Annotated in this window: 12 protein-coding genes; 10 read left to right on the plus strand and 2 right to left on the minus strand. The window is 72.3% G+C overall.

Annotation, left to right across the window (positions count from 1 at the left end; all coding sequences use genetic code 11):
- Positions 1–39: 39 nt before the first annotated feature.
- Together ACZ3YL_RS30200 and ACZ3YL_RS30205 are read left to right on the plus strand one after the other, a co-directional pair.
- Positions 40–411, plus strand: coding sequence for a BlaI/MecI/CopY family transcriptional regulator (locus ACZ3YL_RS30200; RefSeq protein WP_188305529.1), 372 nt, complete (start codon positions 40–42; stop codon positions 409–411).
- A complete protein-coding gene (locus ACZ3YL_RS30205) occupies positions 408–1,340 on the plus strand; it encodes a M56 family metallopeptidase (RefSeq protein ID WP_188305530.1) in 933 nt (310 codons plus the stop codon). The genes ACZ3YL_RS30200 and ACZ3YL_RS30205 overlap by 4 nt, the downstream gene beginning before the upstream one ends.
- A 126-nt stretch (positions 1,341–1,466) precedes the next feature.
- On the opposite strand, the gene ACZ3YL_RS30210 is transcribed toward ACZ3YL_RS30205, so the two are convergent.
- On the minus strand, positions 1,467–2,537 hold the full coding sequence (locus ACZ3YL_RS30210) for a C40 family peptidase (protein WP_188305531.1): 1,071 nt from the start codon (positions 2,535–2,537) through the stop codon (positions 1,467–1,469).
- A gap of 418 nt (positions 2,538–2,955) precedes the next feature.
- Between ACZ3YL_RS30210 and ACZ3YL_RS30215 the strand changes: the two genes are divergently transcribed.
- The 6 genes from ACZ3YL_RS30215 to ACZ3YL_RS30240 all read left to right on the plus strand — a co-directional run bounded on the left by ACZ3YL_RS30215 (position 2,956) and on the right by ACZ3YL_RS30240 (position 13,329).
- The gene (locus ACZ3YL_RS30215; protein ID WP_465660472.1) at positions 2,956–4,824 is read left to right on the plus strand and encodes a methylmalonyl-CoA mutase family protein; all 1,869 of its coding nucleotides are present in this window, start codon (positions 2,956–2,958) and stop codon (positions 4,822–4,824) included.
- Entirely contained in the window at positions 4,821–7,028 is a 2,208-nt protein-coding gene (gene scpA / locus ACZ3YL_RS30220; RefSeq protein ID WP_188305533.1) for a methylmalonyl-CoA mutase, read from the plus strand. Before ACZ3YL_RS30215 ends, scpA begins: the two co-directional genes overlap by 4 nt.
- 12 nt (positions 7,029–7,040) lie before the next feature.
- Entirely contained in the window at positions 7,041–8,033 is a 993-nt protein-coding gene (gene meaB, locus ACZ3YL_RS30225; RefSeq protein ID WP_465660473.1) for a methylmalonyl Co-A mutase-associated GTPase MeaB, read from the plus strand.
- A 772-nt stretch (positions 8,034–8,805) separates the two neighbouring features.
- Positions 8,806–10,737: a PEP/pyruvate-binding domain-containing protein gene (locus ACZ3YL_RS30230; protein ID WP_465660474.1), complete on the plus strand. Its 1,932-nt coding sequence runs from the start codon at positions 8,806–8,808 to the stop codon at positions 10,735–10,737.
- A 52-nt stretch (positions 10,738–10,789) separates the two neighbouring features.
- Entirely contained in the window at positions 10,790–12,145 is a 1,356-nt protein-coding gene (locus tag ACZ3YL_RS30235; RefSeq protein ID WP_188305535.1) for an ATP-grasp domain-containing protein, read from the plus strand.
- A 44-nt stretch (positions 12,146–12,189) separates the two neighbouring features.
- Positions 12,190–13,329 (plus strand): nucleotide disphospho-sugar-binding domain-containing protein, encoded by a 1,140-nt coding sequence (locus tag ACZ3YL_RS30240; protein WP_465660475.1) that lies wholly within the window; start codon positions 12,190–12,192, stop codon positions 13,327–13,329.
- Positions 13,330–13,479: 150 nt separating this feature from the next.
- On the opposite strand, the gene ACZ3YL_RS30245 is transcribed toward ACZ3YL_RS30240, so the two are convergent.
- Positions 13,480–13,971: an ATP-binding protein gene (locus tag ACZ3YL_RS30245; protein WP_465660476.1), complete on the minus strand. Its 492-nt coding sequence runs from the start codon at positions 13,969–13,971 to the stop codon at positions 13,480–13,482.
- Between the two features lie 227 nt (positions 13,972–14,198).
- Here ACZ3YL_RS30245 and ACZ3YL_RS30250 point away from each other — a divergent pair, with 227 nt between their 5' ends.
- Both ACZ3YL_RS30250 and ACZ3YL_RS30255 read left to right on the plus strand, forming a co-directional pair.
- Complete coding sequence (locus ACZ3YL_RS30250; protein WP_465660477.1) at positions 14,199–14,525, plus strand: putative quinol monooxygenase; 327 nt, start codon at positions 14,199–14,201, stop codon at positions 14,523–14,525.
- Entirely contained in the window at positions 14,522–15,760 is a 1,239-nt protein-coding gene (locus ACZ3YL_RS30255) for a helix-turn-helix domain-containing protein (protein WP_465660478.1), read from the plus strand. Before ACZ3YL_RS30250 ends, ACZ3YL_RS30255 begins: the two co-directional genes overlap by 4 nt.
- Positions 15,761–15,795: the final 35 nt, after the last annotated feature.

The raw sequence follows: 15,795 nt of genomic DNA on the forward strand, positions 1-15,795 counted from the left end.
CGGGCGCCGGCGGTCGGTTCGGCGAGGGAGACGAGGGCGGTGCTACGGGGTTTCGGCGATCTCGAGGCCGAGATCATGGACCGGCTGTGGTCCTGGGGCCGGCCGGCCACGGTGCGCGAGGTGGTGGACGACCTCCAGCGGCAACGGCCCGTCGCCTACACCACCGTGACCACCGTCGCCGACATCCTGCACACCAAGGGCTGGCTGCGCCGCGACAAGGTCGGCCGCGCCTGGGTGTACGAGCCGACCTGCACCCGCGAGGCGTACACCGCCCAGCTGATGCACCAGGCGCTGGAGACCACCCCCGACCGGGCCGGGGCGCTGTTGCAGTTCGTCGACCGGATCAGCGGGGACGAGGCCTCCGCGCTGATCGCCGCCCTCGAACAGGTGAAGACCCGGGACTCCGAGTGACGCTCGCCCTGCTCGGCCTCCACCTGGCCGTGACCGGCGTACTGCTGCCCCGCCGCCTGGCCGGCTCACCCCGGCTGCAAGCCCGGCTCCAGGCCAGGCCGCTCCTCGGCGCGGCGCTGTGGCTGGCGCTGATGGCCTCCTTCACCGTCGCCCTGGTGCTCGCGGCGCACCACGCCCTGGAGCCCGCCGCACGCGAGCCGGCCGGGCTGATCGGCCTGCTCCCCCACCTCGGGCTGCTCCCCCACGGCACGCTGCTTCCCCCCCTCGAACCGAGCGGGCCGGTGCTGCCGCACACCCACGGCTGGTGGCTGCCGGCCGGGGCCGGGGCGGTGCTCACCGTGCTGCTGGCCGCCGTCGGCGCCCGGGCCGCACGGGCCCGGCGGCGGCACCGGGCGGTGCTGGACGTGGTCGCCGTCCGGGACCGGCGCTGGGGCGCCCTGGTGCTGGAGCACGCCCACCCGACCGTCTACTGCCTGCCCGGGCGGCGCTCCCGGGTCGTGCTGTCGCGCGGGGCGCTGCGGCTGCTGGACGAACGGCAGCTGACCGCGGCCGTCGCCCACGAGCACGGGCACATCCGCGGCCGCCACCATCTGTTCCGGCTGCCCGCCGACACCTTCGCGCTGCTGCTGGGGCCGCTGCCGCTGGCCCGGCTGGGGCGCTCGGAGGTGGCGCTGCTGCTGGAGATGGCGGCGGACGACGCGGCGCTGGCGAAGGTCTCCCGGGGTGAACTGGCCTCGGCGCTCTGCGCGTTGGCCACCTCCGGGGCGACTCCGGGCGACGCGCTCGCAGTCGCCTCCACCGGGGTGCTGGCCAGGGTCCGCCGGCTGGCCCGGCCGGACGGCGGCGGGCGGCGCCAACTGGCCTGGCGGCTCGCGGTGTTGACGCTGCCGGCACTCCCGTACCTGCTGGCCTGCGCGCCGCATCCGTAGCCCGGCCGCAGCCGGCGATGCCGCGGGCACACCGCCCCACCCGGCGGTCCGCCCTCGCGGACGCGACCGGAAACGCGACCGGACGGGTCGCCGAGGACCCGTCCGGAGGTGTGCCGCGCGACGCCGTTACGGGCGGACGGCGCCCTTGTAGGGCATCGCGGAGATCGGCAGGACCTCGACGTTCTTGCCGGTGCGCGGGGCGTGGATCATCTTGCCGTCGCCGATGTAGATGCCGACGTGGTGGATGTCGTCGTAGAAGAAGACCAGGTCGCCGGGCTGCAGGGCGTCGCGGGCGACGTGCGGGCCGTCGTTCCACTGGTCCTGGGAGATCCGGGAGAGCTTGACGTTCGCCGCGCGGTAGGCGGCGCCGGTGAGCCCGGAGCAGTCGAAGCTGTTGGGGCCGGTGGAACTCCACTGGTAGGGCTTGCCGAGCTGGGCGTAGGCGAACTGGACGATGGCGGCGGCGCGGCCGCCGGCCGGCGGGGCCGGGGCGTTCATGTCCGGGCGCGCGGCGGAGCGGGAGGCGCGGTCGGCGGCCGCGGCCTGCTGGGCCTCGGCCTTGGCCTTGTCGGCGGCCTGCTGGGCGTTGACCTTGGCACGGTCCTCGGCGCTCAGCTTGTTGAGCGTGGCCTGGGCCTCGGCGAGCTTGGTCTGGATCTGCTGCTTCTTGGCGGCCAGCTCGGTGCCGACCGAGTCGAGCTGGGCGAGCGTGGCGGTGGCCTCGGTGCGGTCCTGGTCGAGCTTGCGCTGCTCGTCCTGGGCCTGCTTGAGCAGGGCGGTCTGGGTGTCGGCGACCTGGTTCTGCGCCGAGGCGCGCTCCAGGAAGCCGGCCGGGTCGGAGTCGAGCATCAGCTGGACGGACGGGTCGATGCCTCCGGTGCGGTACTGGTCGGCGGCGACCGCGCCGAGCCGGGTGCGCAGCTCGTTCATCGACTCCTGGCCGCGGGCGACCTTCTCCTGGAGCTTGTTGGCGTCGCCCTGCAGCTTCTGCTGCTTGGCCTGGAAGCCGTTGTACTGCTCGATGGACTGCTCGGCCTCCTCGTTGAGCTTGTCCACCTGCTCCTTGACGGAGGCGAGGCTCGGGGCCGGCTCGGCGTGGGCGGTGCCGGCGGCGAGCACCGCGCCGCCGGCCATCGCCGTGGTGAGGACCGCCATGCGGGCCCGGCTCGGGGGGCTGGGCTTGCGGCGCTTTCCCATCGCGGTGGGCTCTCCTTCGGGGGACGGACACACGGTCGGGGGACGCACTGTCGGGGGGACGGACAGTCGGGAGACGTCCGTCGGGGACAGGCGGTCGGGGGCAGGCGGTCAGGGGGGACGGGCAGTCGGGAGACGTCCGCCGGGAGACGTGCCGGAGACGGCGAAGGCGGGCGGGGGCGTACGGGGGATGCCGTCCCCGCCCACCTTCTTCGAAGTAACTTAATAGATGAGTGGTGAGGTTCCGCAATCCCCTTGGTCGGGACACTTCCGGGCGAACGATCGCGCGCCACGACACGGGCGTCGCGGCGCTCTTCGATCCATGGAGCCCAGGCGGCGCCCGAAAGGTTGCCTAAATCGAGAACAAGGTCACACGCGACGCCCCTCCTTCCGGTCCGCTAACGGGCGCTAACCTGCGCACATGAAGGTCCCGCCCGAAAGGCTCCCCCTCGCCGCCGAGTTCCCGGCCGCGCACCGTGAGCAGTGGCAGCAGCTCGTCGAGGGTGTGCTGCGCAAGTCCGGTGCCCAGCCCGAGGACGGCGCCGCCGCCGAGCAGGCGCTCACCACCGCGCTCCCGGACGGGCTGCGCGCCCGCCCGCTGTACACCGCCGAGAACACCTCCGCCGAGCCCGGCTACCCCGGCTTCCCGCCGTTCGTCCGCGGCGGCCGGCCGCAGGGCTCCGCCGTCGCCGGCTGGGACGTCCGCCAGCGGCACGCCGACCCGGACCGGCGGCGCGCCAACGAGGCCGTACTCGCCGACCTGGAGCACGGCGTGACCTCGCTCTGGCTGGAACTGGGCGGCGAGGGCCTGCCGGTCACCGCCCTGCCCGAGGCGCTCGCCGGGGTGTACCTGGACCTCGCCTCCGTGGCACTCGACGCGGGACCCGAATTCACCGCCGCCGCCGAGCGGTTGTTCACGCTGTACGCGGAGCGCGCGGTCTCCCCCGACGCCGCCGCCGGCAACCTCGGCGCCGACCCGCTCGGTCTCCAGGCCCGCACCGGCTCCGCCGCCGAGACCGACGTCCTGCTCACCGAGGCCGCCGCGCTGGCCGCCCGCTGCGCCACCGCGTACCCGAACGTCCGGGCGCTCACCGTCGACGCCCTGCCGTACCACGAGGCCGGCGCCTCCCCCGCCCAGGAGCTGGGCTGCGCGCTGGCCACCGGCGTCGCCTACCTGCGCGCGCTGACCGCCGCCGGCCTGCCCGTCGACACCGCGCTCGGCCAGCTGGAGTTCCGCTTCGCCGCGGACGCCGACCAGTTCCTGACCATCGCCAAGTTCCGTGCCGCGCGCCGCCTCTGGGCCCGCGTCGCGGAGGTGTCCGGCGCCTCGGCCGAGGCCTCGGCGCAGCGTCAGCACGCCGTCACCTCCCAGGTGATGATGACCGCCCGCGACCCGTGGGTGAACATGCTGCGCACCACCGTGGCCTGCCTGGCCGCCGGGGTCGGCGGCGCCGACGCCGTCACCGTGCTGCCCTTCGACAGCGCGCTCGGCCGGCCCGACGCCTTCGCCCGCCGGATCGCCCGCAACACCCAGTCGATCCTGCTGGAGGAGTCCCACCTGGCCCGGGTGATCGACCCGGCCGGCGGCTCCTGGTACGTCGAGCAGCTGGGCGAGGAGCTGGCGCAGGCCGCCTGGGCCTGGTTCCAGGAGATCGAGCGGGCCGGCGGCCAGTTCGCCGCCCTGAGCTCCGGCCTGGTCGGCGAGCGGATCGCCGCGACCTGGGCGGAGCGGTCCGGGAAGCTCGCCAAGCGGCGCGAACCCGTCACCGGCGTCAGCGAGTTCCCGCACCTGGACGAGCAGCCGCTGGTCCGCGAGCCGGCCCCGGCGCGTCATGAGGGCGGGCTGCCGCGGGTGCGCCGCGCCGAGGCGTACGAGGCGCTGCGGGACCGCTCGGACGCCCACCTCGCCGCCACCGGCGCCCGTCCGACGCTGTTCCTGGCCTCGATCGGCACCGCCGCCGCGCACACCGGGCGCACCACCTTCGCGGCCAACCTGTTCCAGGCCGGCGGCATCGCGACGACCGCCGTCGAGGGCGTCGACCCGGCCGCCTTCGCCGACGCGTTCCGGTCCTCGGGGGCGACCGTCGCCTGCCTGTGCTCCAGCGACGCCCTGTACGGCGAGCACGCCCCGTCCGTCGCCGAGGCTCTGAAGGCGGCCGGCGCCCAGCGGGTGCTGCTGGCCGGGCGTCCGGCCGAAGCGCCCGCCGGAGTGGACGAGTTCATCTACGCGGGCGGGGACGCGATCGCCGTCCTCACCTCCCTGCTGGACCTCATTGGAGTGGCGCGATGATCCCCGACTTCACCGGAATCGGGCTGACCGGCGACGGCGCCCGCCCGGACGTCACCGACGACCAGTGGCAGGCCGCCTGGCGCCGGTCCACCGGCAAGACCGCCGACGAGCTGCTCTGGGACACCCCCGAGGGCATCGGCGTCAAGCCGCTGTACACCGCGGCCGACCTGGCCGACGTGGACTTCCTGGAGACGTACCCCGGCATCGCCCCGTACCTGCGCGGGCCGTACCCGACCATGTACGTCAACCAGCCGTGGACCGTCCGCCAGTACGCGGGCTTCTCCACCGCCGAGGAGTCCAACGCCTTCTACCGCCGCAACCTCGCCGCCGGCCAGAAGGGCCTCTCGGTCGCCTTCGACCTGCCGACCCACCGCGGCTACGACAGCGACCACCCGCGCGTCACCGGCGACGTCGGCATGGCGGGCGTCGCCATCGACTCCATCTACGACATGCGCCAGCTCTTCGACGGCATCCCGCTGGACAAGATGTCGGTGTCGATGACCATGAACGGCGCGGTGCTCCCGGTGCTCGCGCTGTACATCGTCGCGGCCGAGGAGCAGGGCGTACCGCCGGAGAAGCTCGCCGGGACCATCCAGAACGACATCCTCAAGGAGTTCATGGTCCGCAACACCTACATCTACCCGCCGCAGCCGTCGATGCGGATCATCTCGGACATCTTCGCGTACACCTCGCAGAAGATGCCCCGGTACAACTCGATCTCCATCTCCGGCTACCACATCCAGGAGGCCGGAGCCACCGCCGACCTGGAGCTGGCCTACACCCTGGCCGACGGGGTCGAGTACCTGCGCGCGGGCCTGGACGTGGGCCTGGACGTGGACGCCTTCGCGCCACGGCTGTCGTTCTTCTGGGCGATCGGCATGAACTTCTTCATGGAGGTCGCCAAGCTGCGCGCGGCCCGGCTGCTGTGGGCCAAGCTGGTCAAGCAGTTCGACCCGAAGAACGCCAAGTCCCTCTCGCTGCGCACCCATTCGCAGACCTCGGGCTGGTCGCTCACCGCCCAGGACGTGTTCAACAACGTGACGCGCACCTGCGTCGAGGCGATGGCCGCCACCCAGGGCCACACCCAGTCGCTGCACACCAACGCCCTCGACGAGGCGCTGGCCCTGCCCACCGACTTCTCCGCCCGCATCGCCCGCAACACCCAGCTGCTGCTGCAGCAGGAGTCGGGCACCTGCCGGGTGATCGACCCGTGGGGCGGCTCGGCGTACGTCGAGAAGCTCACCCACGACCTCGCCTCCCGGGCCTGGCAGCACATCCAGGAGGTCGAGGCGGCCGGCGGCATGGCCAAGGCCATCGACGCGGGCATCCCCAAGATGCGCGTGGAGGAGGCCGCCGCCCGGACCCAGGCGCGCATCGACTCCGGCCGCCAGCCGGTGATCGGCGTCAACAAGTACCGGGTGGAGAACGACGAGCAGATCGACGTGCTCAAGGTCGACAACTCGGCGGTGCGGGCCCGGCAGATCGAGAAGCTGCGGCGGCTGCGCGAGGAGCGCGACGAGGCCGCCTGCCAGGACGCGCTGAACGCGCTCACCCGCTCCGCGGAGGCCGGTGCCCAGCGCGGCGGCTCGCTGGACGGCAACCTGCTGCACCTGGCCGTCAACGCGGCCCGGGCCAAGGCCACCGTCGGCGAGATCTCGGACGCCCTGGAGAAGGTGTACGGCCGCCACTCCGGCCAGATCCGTACCATCTCCGGTGTGTACCGAGACGAAGCGGGCCCCTCCGCCCCCCTCCAGCGCACCCGTGACCTGGTCGAGCGGTTCGAGCGGGCCGAGGGCCGGCGGCCGCGCATCCTGGTCGCCAAGATGGGCCAGGACGGCCACGACCGCGGCCAGAAGGTGATCGCCACCGCCTTCGCGGACCTGGGCTTCACCGTCGACGTCGGCCCGCTGTTCCAGACCCCGGCCGAGGTCGCCCGCCAGGCCGTCGAGGCGGACGTCCACATCGTGGGCGTGTCGTCGCTCGCCGCCGGCCACCTCACCCTGGTGCCCGCGCTGCGCGCCGAACTCGCCGCGGCGGGCCGGGAGGACATCACCATCGTGGTCGGCGGAGTGATCCCGCCGCAGGACTTCGACGCGCTGTACGAGGCGGGCGCGGCAGCCGTGTTCGGCCCGGGCACGGTGATCCCGGACGCCGCCTTCGACCTGCTGACGGCACTGGCGGCCGACCTCGGCCACGAGCTGTGACCGCCTGATCGCATGCCTCCGCGGACGATCGACCTCGACAGCTACACGACGGGTGTCCTCGACGGCTCGCGCGCCTGGATCGCGCGCGCCGTCACCCTCGTCGAGTCCACCCGGCCCGACCACCGCGCGCTCGCGCAGCAGCTGCTCCAGCGGCTGCTGCCGCACGCCGGCGGGGCGGTCCGGGTGGGCATCACCGGCGTACCCGGTGTCGGCAAGTCGACCTTCATCGACTCCTTCGGGACGATGCTGACCGGGCTGGGCCACCGGGTCGCGGTCCTGGCCGTCGACCCCACCTCCAGCCGGACGGGCGGCTCCATCCTGGGCGACAAGACCCGGATGGAACGCCTGGCGGTGGATCCCGCCGCGTTCGTCCGGCCTTCGCCCACCTCCGGGACGCTGGGCGGCGTCGCCAAGGCCACCCGGGAGTCGATGGTGGTCATGGAGGCCGCCGGGTACGACGTGGTGCTGATCGAGACGGTGGGCGTCGGGCAGTCGGAGACGACGGTGGCGGGGATGGTCGACACCTTCCTGCTGCTCAGCCTGGCGCGGACCGGTGACCAGTTGCAGGGCATCAAGAAGGGCGTGCTGGAGCTCGCGGACGTCATCGCCGTCAACAAGGCGGACGGACCGCACGAGCGGGACGCGAAAGCTGCCGCGCGTGAACTCGCTGGCGCGCTGAGGCTGTTGCAGCCGCCGGACGCGGCGTGGACGCCGCCGGTGCTGACCTGTAGCGGGCTCGACGGGGCCGGGCTCGACGTGCTGTGGGAGCGGCTGCAGCAGCACCGCAAGGTGCTGGACGCGACCGGCGCGCTGGCGGCGAAGCGGCGGGAGCAGCAGGTCGAGTGGACCTGGTCGATGGTCCACGACCAGCTGTACGCGCGGCTGCACGAACACCCGGAGGTGCGGCGACTCGCCCCGGAGCTGGAGGCCCGGGTGCGGGCCGGTACGCTGCCGGCGGGGCTGGCCGCCCAGCAGATCCTGGACGGCTTCTTCGGTCACTCCTGAGCGGAGCCGGGGACCATCGCCACCATCGTCGAAGCCGTTCTGACCGGGGCCGGCGCGCAGTCCGTCCGGGCCGCCGTACGGGATGTGGGCGCCGTGCACCGGCGCCCGCATCCCGGGGTACGTCCTCGGCACCCGCATCGACGGCGACGTCCGCCGGACCAGGTCCGCCTGCGGATCAGCGGGCTCGCCCAGGTCATGCAAGGAAACCCTGGAAGCCCCCGAGCGACCCGAGTGGGGCGACGCGCCGAAGGGCGCCACCCACCGGTCGACCGGGCTGCCTGACGCCCGCCACCGGATTGCCGAATTCCGCATTTCGCATTCCGCATTCCCGGAGCCGCCCATGGAGCGGCCCGAGCCGCTGAGCACGCCTTCGAGTCGCGCTTCAGAATTATTGATATTCATACGACCCAAGGGACCGTCGGCACGTCGCCCTTCCTGCCGCACGCCCCGGACGCCCACCATGTGACCCCTGCCACAGTTGTGCGGACGGCTTCGTTCGCCGTCGACCGACTGCATGGCCGAAACGTTCCGCCATGGCCAGATATTGCATGATCATTCGTCAAACATTCATATCCGGTGGCAGTGTGTGCGTAGCCGTACCACCCTTCTGCACCAGGTTCACATGATCGTGTACACGCTGACGAATGGCTGAACTGTGCGCACCATCCCTTCGGATCGCATTGCCGCAACCACCCGACCCCGTCTCGCCGACGGAAGGCTCGACCTCCGGGAGTTCTCCCGGCTGGCCGGGGCCGTCGGGGGGTATCCCTACGTGAAGGTCGTGTTCGACCGCGAGGAGTCGGTGCTCCACTTCATCGACAGTGCCGACGGCACCCTGCACGTGCGGTACATCGCCGGTCAGATCCTCGGCCTGCCGCTCGACGAACTGGCCCGTGGGCTCGACGCGTTCAACGACGACGTCTACCGGAATCCGGAGCGCCGCTTCTACCTCGGCACGCTCGCCCGGCACGGCCGGGAGGCCGGCGGGGACTTCCTGTCCCTGGAGACGGTCGACGTCGACACCATGTCGCAGGACATGCTGCGGTTCTTCTACCACCGGGTCCGCGCGCACATAGACCCGGCCGTGCCACTGGTCCTCAAGCCGGCCAACCACCGGCAGGAGGGCTACATCGCCCGCATACCCGAGGCGGAGATCCCGCGCGTCCTGTCCCACGAGCTGTACTCCACGGCCGCGTTCGTGCCGCTGGCGGCCGGGGAGGCGCGCGGGCGGCTGCGGGTGTTCCGGTCCGAGGAGGAGTACCGGGCCGACCCCGAGCCGCTGGAGTGGCAGGACATCGTGGTGATGCCCCGGGTGCCCGAGGACATCCCCCGGGTGTCCGGCATCATCCACGCCGAGCACACCACACCGCTCTCCCACATCAACGTGATGGCCACAGGGTGGCGGATCCCCAACGCCGTCGGCATCGGGGCCCTCGACCGGATCGAGCGCGCCGGACTGGCCGGCCGGTGGGTGCGCTACCGCGTCGACGCCGACGGCGAGGACCTCGTCCTCGAAGCCGCCGAGCCGGGCACCGGCGGCCGCGAGAGCGCCCGGCCGGCCACCCCGGACGAGCGCGTCGCCGTGGAACTGCCCGACCTCGCGCCCACCCCGATCACCCCGCTGTCGGAGCTGCGCACGGGCGACGGCGCCCGGTTCGGCACCAAGGCGGCCGGTCTCGGCGAACTCACCCACCTGCTGGAGCACGGCTCGCCCCGTTGGCTCGGCTTCTACCGCGTGCCCCGGCCGCCCCGGGAGAACCTGCTGCGCTACCTGGCCCGGCAGCTCGACCTCCCCGAGGACGCGGACGAGACCGAACTGGGCTCCGCCGCACAGCGCCTGGTCAAGGAACACGTCCAGGTGCCGCGCGGGATCGTGCTGCCGTTCTCCCTCCAGCAGCGCTTCCTCGACTCCTCGCCCAGGCTCCGGGACGCCCTCGCCCGGCTCGACCGCACGCTCCGGGACGGCGCTGCGGACGGCGCTGCGGACGGCACCTCCGAGGCGGACCGGATCCGGGAACACTGCCTCGACGTCCAGCGGCTGGTCCGCACCACCCCGGTGCCCGCTCCGGTCCGCACCGAGATCGAGCGAGCGGTCGACCGGCACCTGTACGGCTCCCCCGCCCAGGTCGTCCGCAGTTCCTCCAACGCCGAGGACCTGCCCGGCTTCTCCGCCGCGGGGCTCTACGAGTCGGTGGCGGACGTCAGCGGCACCGAAGCCGTCCTGGACGCCGTCCGGGAGGTCTGGGCCTCGCTGTTCTCGCCTCGGGCGGTGCTGCTGCGGAGCCAGGCGGGCATCCCGCTGGAGCACTGCCGCATGGGGGTGATCGTCCAGGAGCAGGTCGGCGCCACCGTGGGCGGTGTCCTGGTCAGCTGCAACCCGCTGAGCCCGCAGGACTTCCGCAACGTCTACCTCAACATCTCGCCGCGCTCGGTGACCGACGTCGTCACCGGCCGGGGCGCCCCGATCCAGTACCTGTGCAACACCCTGGAGGGCGGCAGCCGCACGGTCTCGCTGGGCACCACCGGCACCGACCTGGACGCCGGGACCAAGGAACTCCTGCGCCGGCTCGCCCTGATCAGCCGCCTGGTGCAGGCGCACTTCGCGCCCGACGAGACGTACGGCGCACCGGTCGACATCGAGTGGGCGATCGCGGGCGACCGGGTCGACCTGCTCCAGGTGCGCCCCTTCCGGACCACTGGCTGAGGCCGGCGCACGGACACCTTCTCGCAGTGAACTCCTCTCGGAAGAAAACACGTTGAACAAGATCCTGTACGTCTACGTCAAGGGCGGGGCTCCGCTCGAATACGCCTTCCCGCGCATCGCCGCCTGCGGGGAACTGCACGTCCTCGCGCTGGCGCCGCTGCCGGCGACCGCGGAGGACGTGTGGCGACCCAGTTGTACCGGCATCGAGCTGGTGCCCGACGCGCCGCGCGGGGACGACCTGGTCGAGCTGATCGTCGAGCACGCGAAGGCCATCGGAGCCGACGCGATGCTGACGCTCTCGGAGTTCGCGGTGCTGGCCGTCGCGCGCGCCGCCGAGCGGCTCGGCCTGGCCGGGGCCGGCCCGGGGATCGTCCGCGCCCGGGACAAGCGGCTGATGCGGGAGGCGTGGGCCGCCGCCGGTGTGCCCGTACCCGGCTTCCGCCGGGTCGACAGCCTCGCGGACCTGGACGCCGCGCTGGCCGCGTTCACCCCGCCGCTGCTGCTCAAGCCGGCCTGGGGCGCCGGGTCCGTCGCCCAGATCGTGCTGCACGGGCCCGAGGACGCCGCCCCCGCCTGGGCTGACATCGAGGCCGGGCTGCAGGCCGGCAGCCGGGTCGGCATGAACGAGCTCTACGCGGCGGACACCGACCGGGACCGCCTGGTCGAGGAGATCGCCGAGGGCTCCACCGAAGGCTGGTACGACGAGCCCGGCTACGGCGACTACGTGAGCGTGGAGGGGATCGTCGCGGACGGCGTCCACCACGCGCTGGCCATCACCGCCAAGCTGCCGACCCTGCCGTCCTTCGTCGAGGTGGCCAGCACCTCGCCCGCCGTCCTGCCGGTGCCGTTGCAGCGCCGGATCGAGGAGGTGACGCGGCAGGCCGTCGACGCGCTCGGGCTGGAGAACTGCGGCACCCACACCGAGCTGAAGCTGATGCGGGACGGCGGGCTGGTGGTCATCGAGACGGCCGCCAGGTTCGGCGGCCTCCTGACGACCAGGCAGGTCCACGAGGTCTTCGGACTCGACCCGATCGGCATGCTGGTGCGACAACTGCTCGGCGAGCACGTCGACTACCCGGCGGCCATGCTCACCGACGGGGTCAGGGCCGCCGCGTCGGTGGCCGTCGTCCCGGCCGACGCCGCCGGGGTGCCCTGGCGGACCAGCCCGGTCTGGAACCCGGAGGCCGTCGACTGGCAGGGCCTGCTGTCCCCGGGCAGCACCATCGAGGCCGTGCCCGCCTTCGCCATGCCGACGGGCCGGCCCGTCCCGGCCTTCGACCCCGCCGCGGGGTCGCGCAACTGGCTCGGGGTCTACCTGCTGACCGCCACCGACGCCGCCACCCTGCACCGGGACTGCACCGCCGTGCTGAACGGCCTGGAGGCAGCCCTCAACCGGGCCGCCTCCTGATCGCCCTCCCGTTCGCACCGACTCCGACCACCGAGGTTCCTTCCATGCGTGTACTGTTCGCCGGCGCCCCCGGCCTCGGCCACCTCTTCCCGCTGGTCCCGCTGGCCCGGGCGATGCGCGGGCTCGGCCACGAGGTCGCGGTGGTCTCGATGGACGGCGGCGAGCCGGTCGCCGCGTCCGGGCTGCCGTACCTGCCGCTCGCCCCGGGCGTCGACTGGCGCAAGGAGATCAGGGAGGCCGGCCGCACCCGGCGGCCCGACCTGATGCACCGGGTGGTCGAGAGCAACTCGGCCGACCGCGAGGCGTTCGTCCCGCTGGCCGCCCACGTCAACAGCGGGGTGGCCGACGCGATGACCGGGCTCACGGAGCAGTGGCGGCCGGACCTGGTGGTGTACGAGTACCTGTTCCCGGTGGCACTGCTCGCGGCGGAGCGCCTCGGCGTACCCGCCGTCCAGCACGACCTGGGGTTCGTCCGCACCCCGAAGCTGCGCGCGCTGATGCTCGCCGAGATGGCGGAGACCTTCGCCCGGCACGGGATCGACCGGCTGCCCGAGCCCGCGGAGACCGTCGACCTCGCCCCGCCGAGCACCGCCGGGGGCGAGCGCTACGGCTACTCGCTGCGGCCCGTCGCCTACAACGGCGAGGGCGGCGTCCCCGACGAGCTGGCCGCGCCCGGCCGCCGCCCGCGGGTGGCGGTGACGCTGGGCACGGTGCCGCCCAAGACCGACGGCCTGACCAGGCTCGAACGGGTGATAGCCGCCGCGGCCGAGGTCGACGCGGAGTTCGTGCTGGCCACCGGCGACCTCGACCTCGACACGCTCGGCACCCTGCCGGACAACGTCCGAGCGTACGGCTGGGTGCCGTGGCGTGCGTTGCTCGACACCTGCGCGGCCGCGATCCACCACGGCGGCAGCAGCAGCGCGCTCGGCGCGCTGGACGCGGGCGTGCCGCAACTCGTCCTGCCCGACGGCTCCGACCGCTTCATCACCGCGGACGCCGTCCACGCACGCGGCGCCGGCCTCCGGGCGCGCGCCGAGGACATCGGCCCGGCACTGCTGAACCGGCTGTTCGACGACGAGGCGCTGATCCGCGCCGCCCGCGAGGTCAGCGCCGAGATCGCGACGATGCCGAGCCCGACGGCGGTGGCGGAACACCTCACCGGCCTCACCCGCACCGCCGGCTGACGCCCGGGCGCCCGGCCCGCGGGTCAGCACGGGTGCCCAGGTCATGAACGAAGACCCTGGAAGCCGTCCAACGGCCACACCCGGAGACGAACCCCGCCCCCACGGCCGCCGAGAACAGCACCCACCACACAAGGCGCGCCGTGGTCGCCACTACGCCACCTCGTAGAGCGGATCGAGGCCGCGCGCCGTGCCCCACCCATGCGTGGGGCACGGCGCTTCGCCGGTTTCCAGGCACTCGAACCAGACCGCCTTGCCCACGCCTGCCGGGCGCCACCCCCACGCGTGAGCCAGCGCCTCCACCAGCAACAACCCACGCCCACCCGTCGCTTCGGGATCCCGCTCCCGAAGCGGAAGCTCCGGACACCGATCGGCAACCTCCACCCGCACCCGGCCGCTACACCAGCGAACGGACACGACACACCGCTCCCGGGTGTGCACCAGCGCATTCGCGATCACCTCGCTCGCGCACAACTCCACGTCCTGAAGCGCGTCTTCCGTCAGCGGCACCTCCCACTCCCGCAGGATCGCCACCACCAGCCGCCGAGCCGCCGGCACGGCATCGCCGCACGGCGGCACCCCCCACTCCAGTGGAACCGGAAACCGGGCGGTATTGAGTGGACTGACAATCAGGTCCGACCCCATTGCTCCTCCTTCACCACAGATGGACGGGCAGCCGAACTCCTGCACTCAGGTCCACCCACAGGCAACGGCCGCCGATCGGCGGCAAGTGAAAGGGACTCCTGCATAGCTCTCCGCTATGCAAGCACCACCGACAGTAGTCGCAGAGATTCTGCGAGTCAAGAGATACTCCTACTCGCAGGACTTCATCGAGTCGTGCGAGACTCGACCAATCCAGGAAGGGGAGAACCATGGGATTCGGTCTGGTTGTGCGCTTCGTCGCCCGCGATGCGGCAGCGGCTCAAGCCTTCGACGCTCTGGCGGAGGAAGCACTCGAAGGCATCCGCTCCAAGGAGCCCGGCACTCTCGTCTACGTCAACCACGCCGTGCCGAACGAGCCGCACGTCCGAGTCTTCTACGAGCTGTACTCGGACCGTGAGGCGTTCGAGGAACACGAGCGCCAGCCCCACGTCCGCCAGTTCCTGGCCGAACGCGGCCAGTACCTCGAATCGTTCGACGTCACGTTCCTTGAGGAGATCTCCGGCAAGGGTGCATCCAGTGGCCAGGCCTCCCAATGAGCCCAGAGGAGCGGCAGGCGTTCGGCGCCAGGGTCGCCCAGCTCCGCAAGAGCCGCGGCATGAGGCAGGATCAACTCGCCGCAGCCATCAACCGGACTGCCAGCTGGGTATCGCAGGTCGAACGAGGCGTTCAGCCGGTGGTCCGCCTCGACGTACTCCAGTTGCTGGCGAACGGACTTGGAGTGTCCGTTCAGACCCTGCAGCCTGATGCTCCGCCGTCCGCCCACTCATCCGTGGCCACGGATCGGCCCAATGACCTTGACCTCGCGCGCCTGTCACTCTCAGGACATCCCGCTCTCGATGCGCTGCTCGGCGAACAGCGCCGAACAGGTACGCCCGATTCGGCCGAGCTGGCCGCCGCCGTCGATCGGCTCTGGCACCTGACCCACAGCGCGCAATTCACTGAGCTGAGCACAGAAATCGCCAACGCCCTGCCGCAACTGGAGCGAGCGGCACGGACCGCCCGTGAAGGGAAGCGCGCCCAGATCCAGCTGCTACTCAGCCAGGCCTATCAAGCCGTTGCGGCGGCATTCGTCCGCCAGGACGAGGCTGACGCGGCCTGGGTGGCTGCGGATCGAGCCATCCGAGCCGCCGAACAGTCCGGCGAGCCTTTGCACGTCTTTGCCGGCATCTACCGGATGGCCCATGCATTCGTACGGCTACAGCGCCTGGATCAGGCAGAACACGCAGCCGGCAGCGCTGAGACCGCCCTGCGGACGTACACGTCGTCCTCGACCAGCCCACCACCAGAGGCTCTCTCGGTTCTCGGATCGCTCCATCTGGTACTCGCGTTGGCCGCCGCCCGCGCCGGCCAACGCGAGCGGGCATGGAACCAGATCACAAGTGCCCGAGAAGTAGCAGCGCAACTTGGCGAGGACCGCAACGACTTCAATCTGGAGTTCGGCCCGACGAACGTGGAGATCCAGGCAGTCTCCACCGCCGTCGAACTCGGCGATGCGGGCGAGGCTCTGGACCTTGGCCATCGGATCGACGCCGGACTGCTTTCGGCTGAGCGGAGGTCCAGGCTCCTGATCGACCTTGGCCGAGCCCATGCTCAACGACGTCACCCCGGAGAAGCCCTCGAATGCCTCCTCCGCGCCGAGGAGGTGGCTCCGGAGAGTGTCCGGACCCACGCGGCCGCTCGGATGGCGATCCGCGAACTCATCCTCATCGCCGGTCGGAGCGCTCCATCAGAGCTGGTGAAACTCGCCAAACGCGCGAATGCGATGGAGTGATCGAGCAGCAGACGTGGTCCCGCACGCCCAACAGC

Source organism: Kitasatospora sp. NPDC023176, from assembly GCF_055560495.1.

Excerpts from the sequence above, each read along its gene's own strand:
- ACZ3YL_RS30210 (WP_188305531.1), bottom strand. The coding sequence starts at position 2,537 with ATGGGAAAGCGCCGCAAGCCCAGCCCCCCGAGCCGGGCCCGCATGGCG.
- ACZ3YL_RS30245 (WP_465660476.1), bottom strand. The coding sequence starts at position 13,971 with ATGGGGTCGGACCTGATTGTCAGTCCACTCAATACCGCCCGGTTTCCG.
- ACZ3YL_RS30240 (WP_465660475.1), top strand. The coding sequence starts at position 12,190 with ATGCGTGTACTGTTCGCCGGCGCCCCCGGCCTCGGCCACCTCTTCCCG.
- ACZ3YL_RS30250 (WP_465660477.1), top strand. The coding sequence starts at position 14,199 with ATGGGATTCGGTCTGGTTGTGCGCTTCGTCGCCCGCGATGCGGCAGCG.
- meaB (WP_465660473.1), top strand. The coding sequence starts at position 7,041 with ATGCCTCCGCGGACGATCGACCTCGACAGCTACACGACGGGTGTCCTC.
- ACZ3YL_RS30215 (WP_465660472.1), top strand. The coding sequence starts at position 2,956 with ATGAAGGTCCCGCCCGAAAGGCTCCCCCTCGCCGCCGAGTTCCCGGCC.
- scpA (WP_188305533.1), top strand. The coding sequence starts at position 4,821 with ATGATCCCCGACTTCACCGGAATCGGGCTGACCGGCGACGGCGCCCGC.
- ACZ3YL_RS30255 (WP_465660478.1), top strand. The coding sequence starts at position 14,522 with ATGAGCCCAGAGGAGCGGCAGGCGTTCGGCGCCAGGGTCGCCCAGCTC.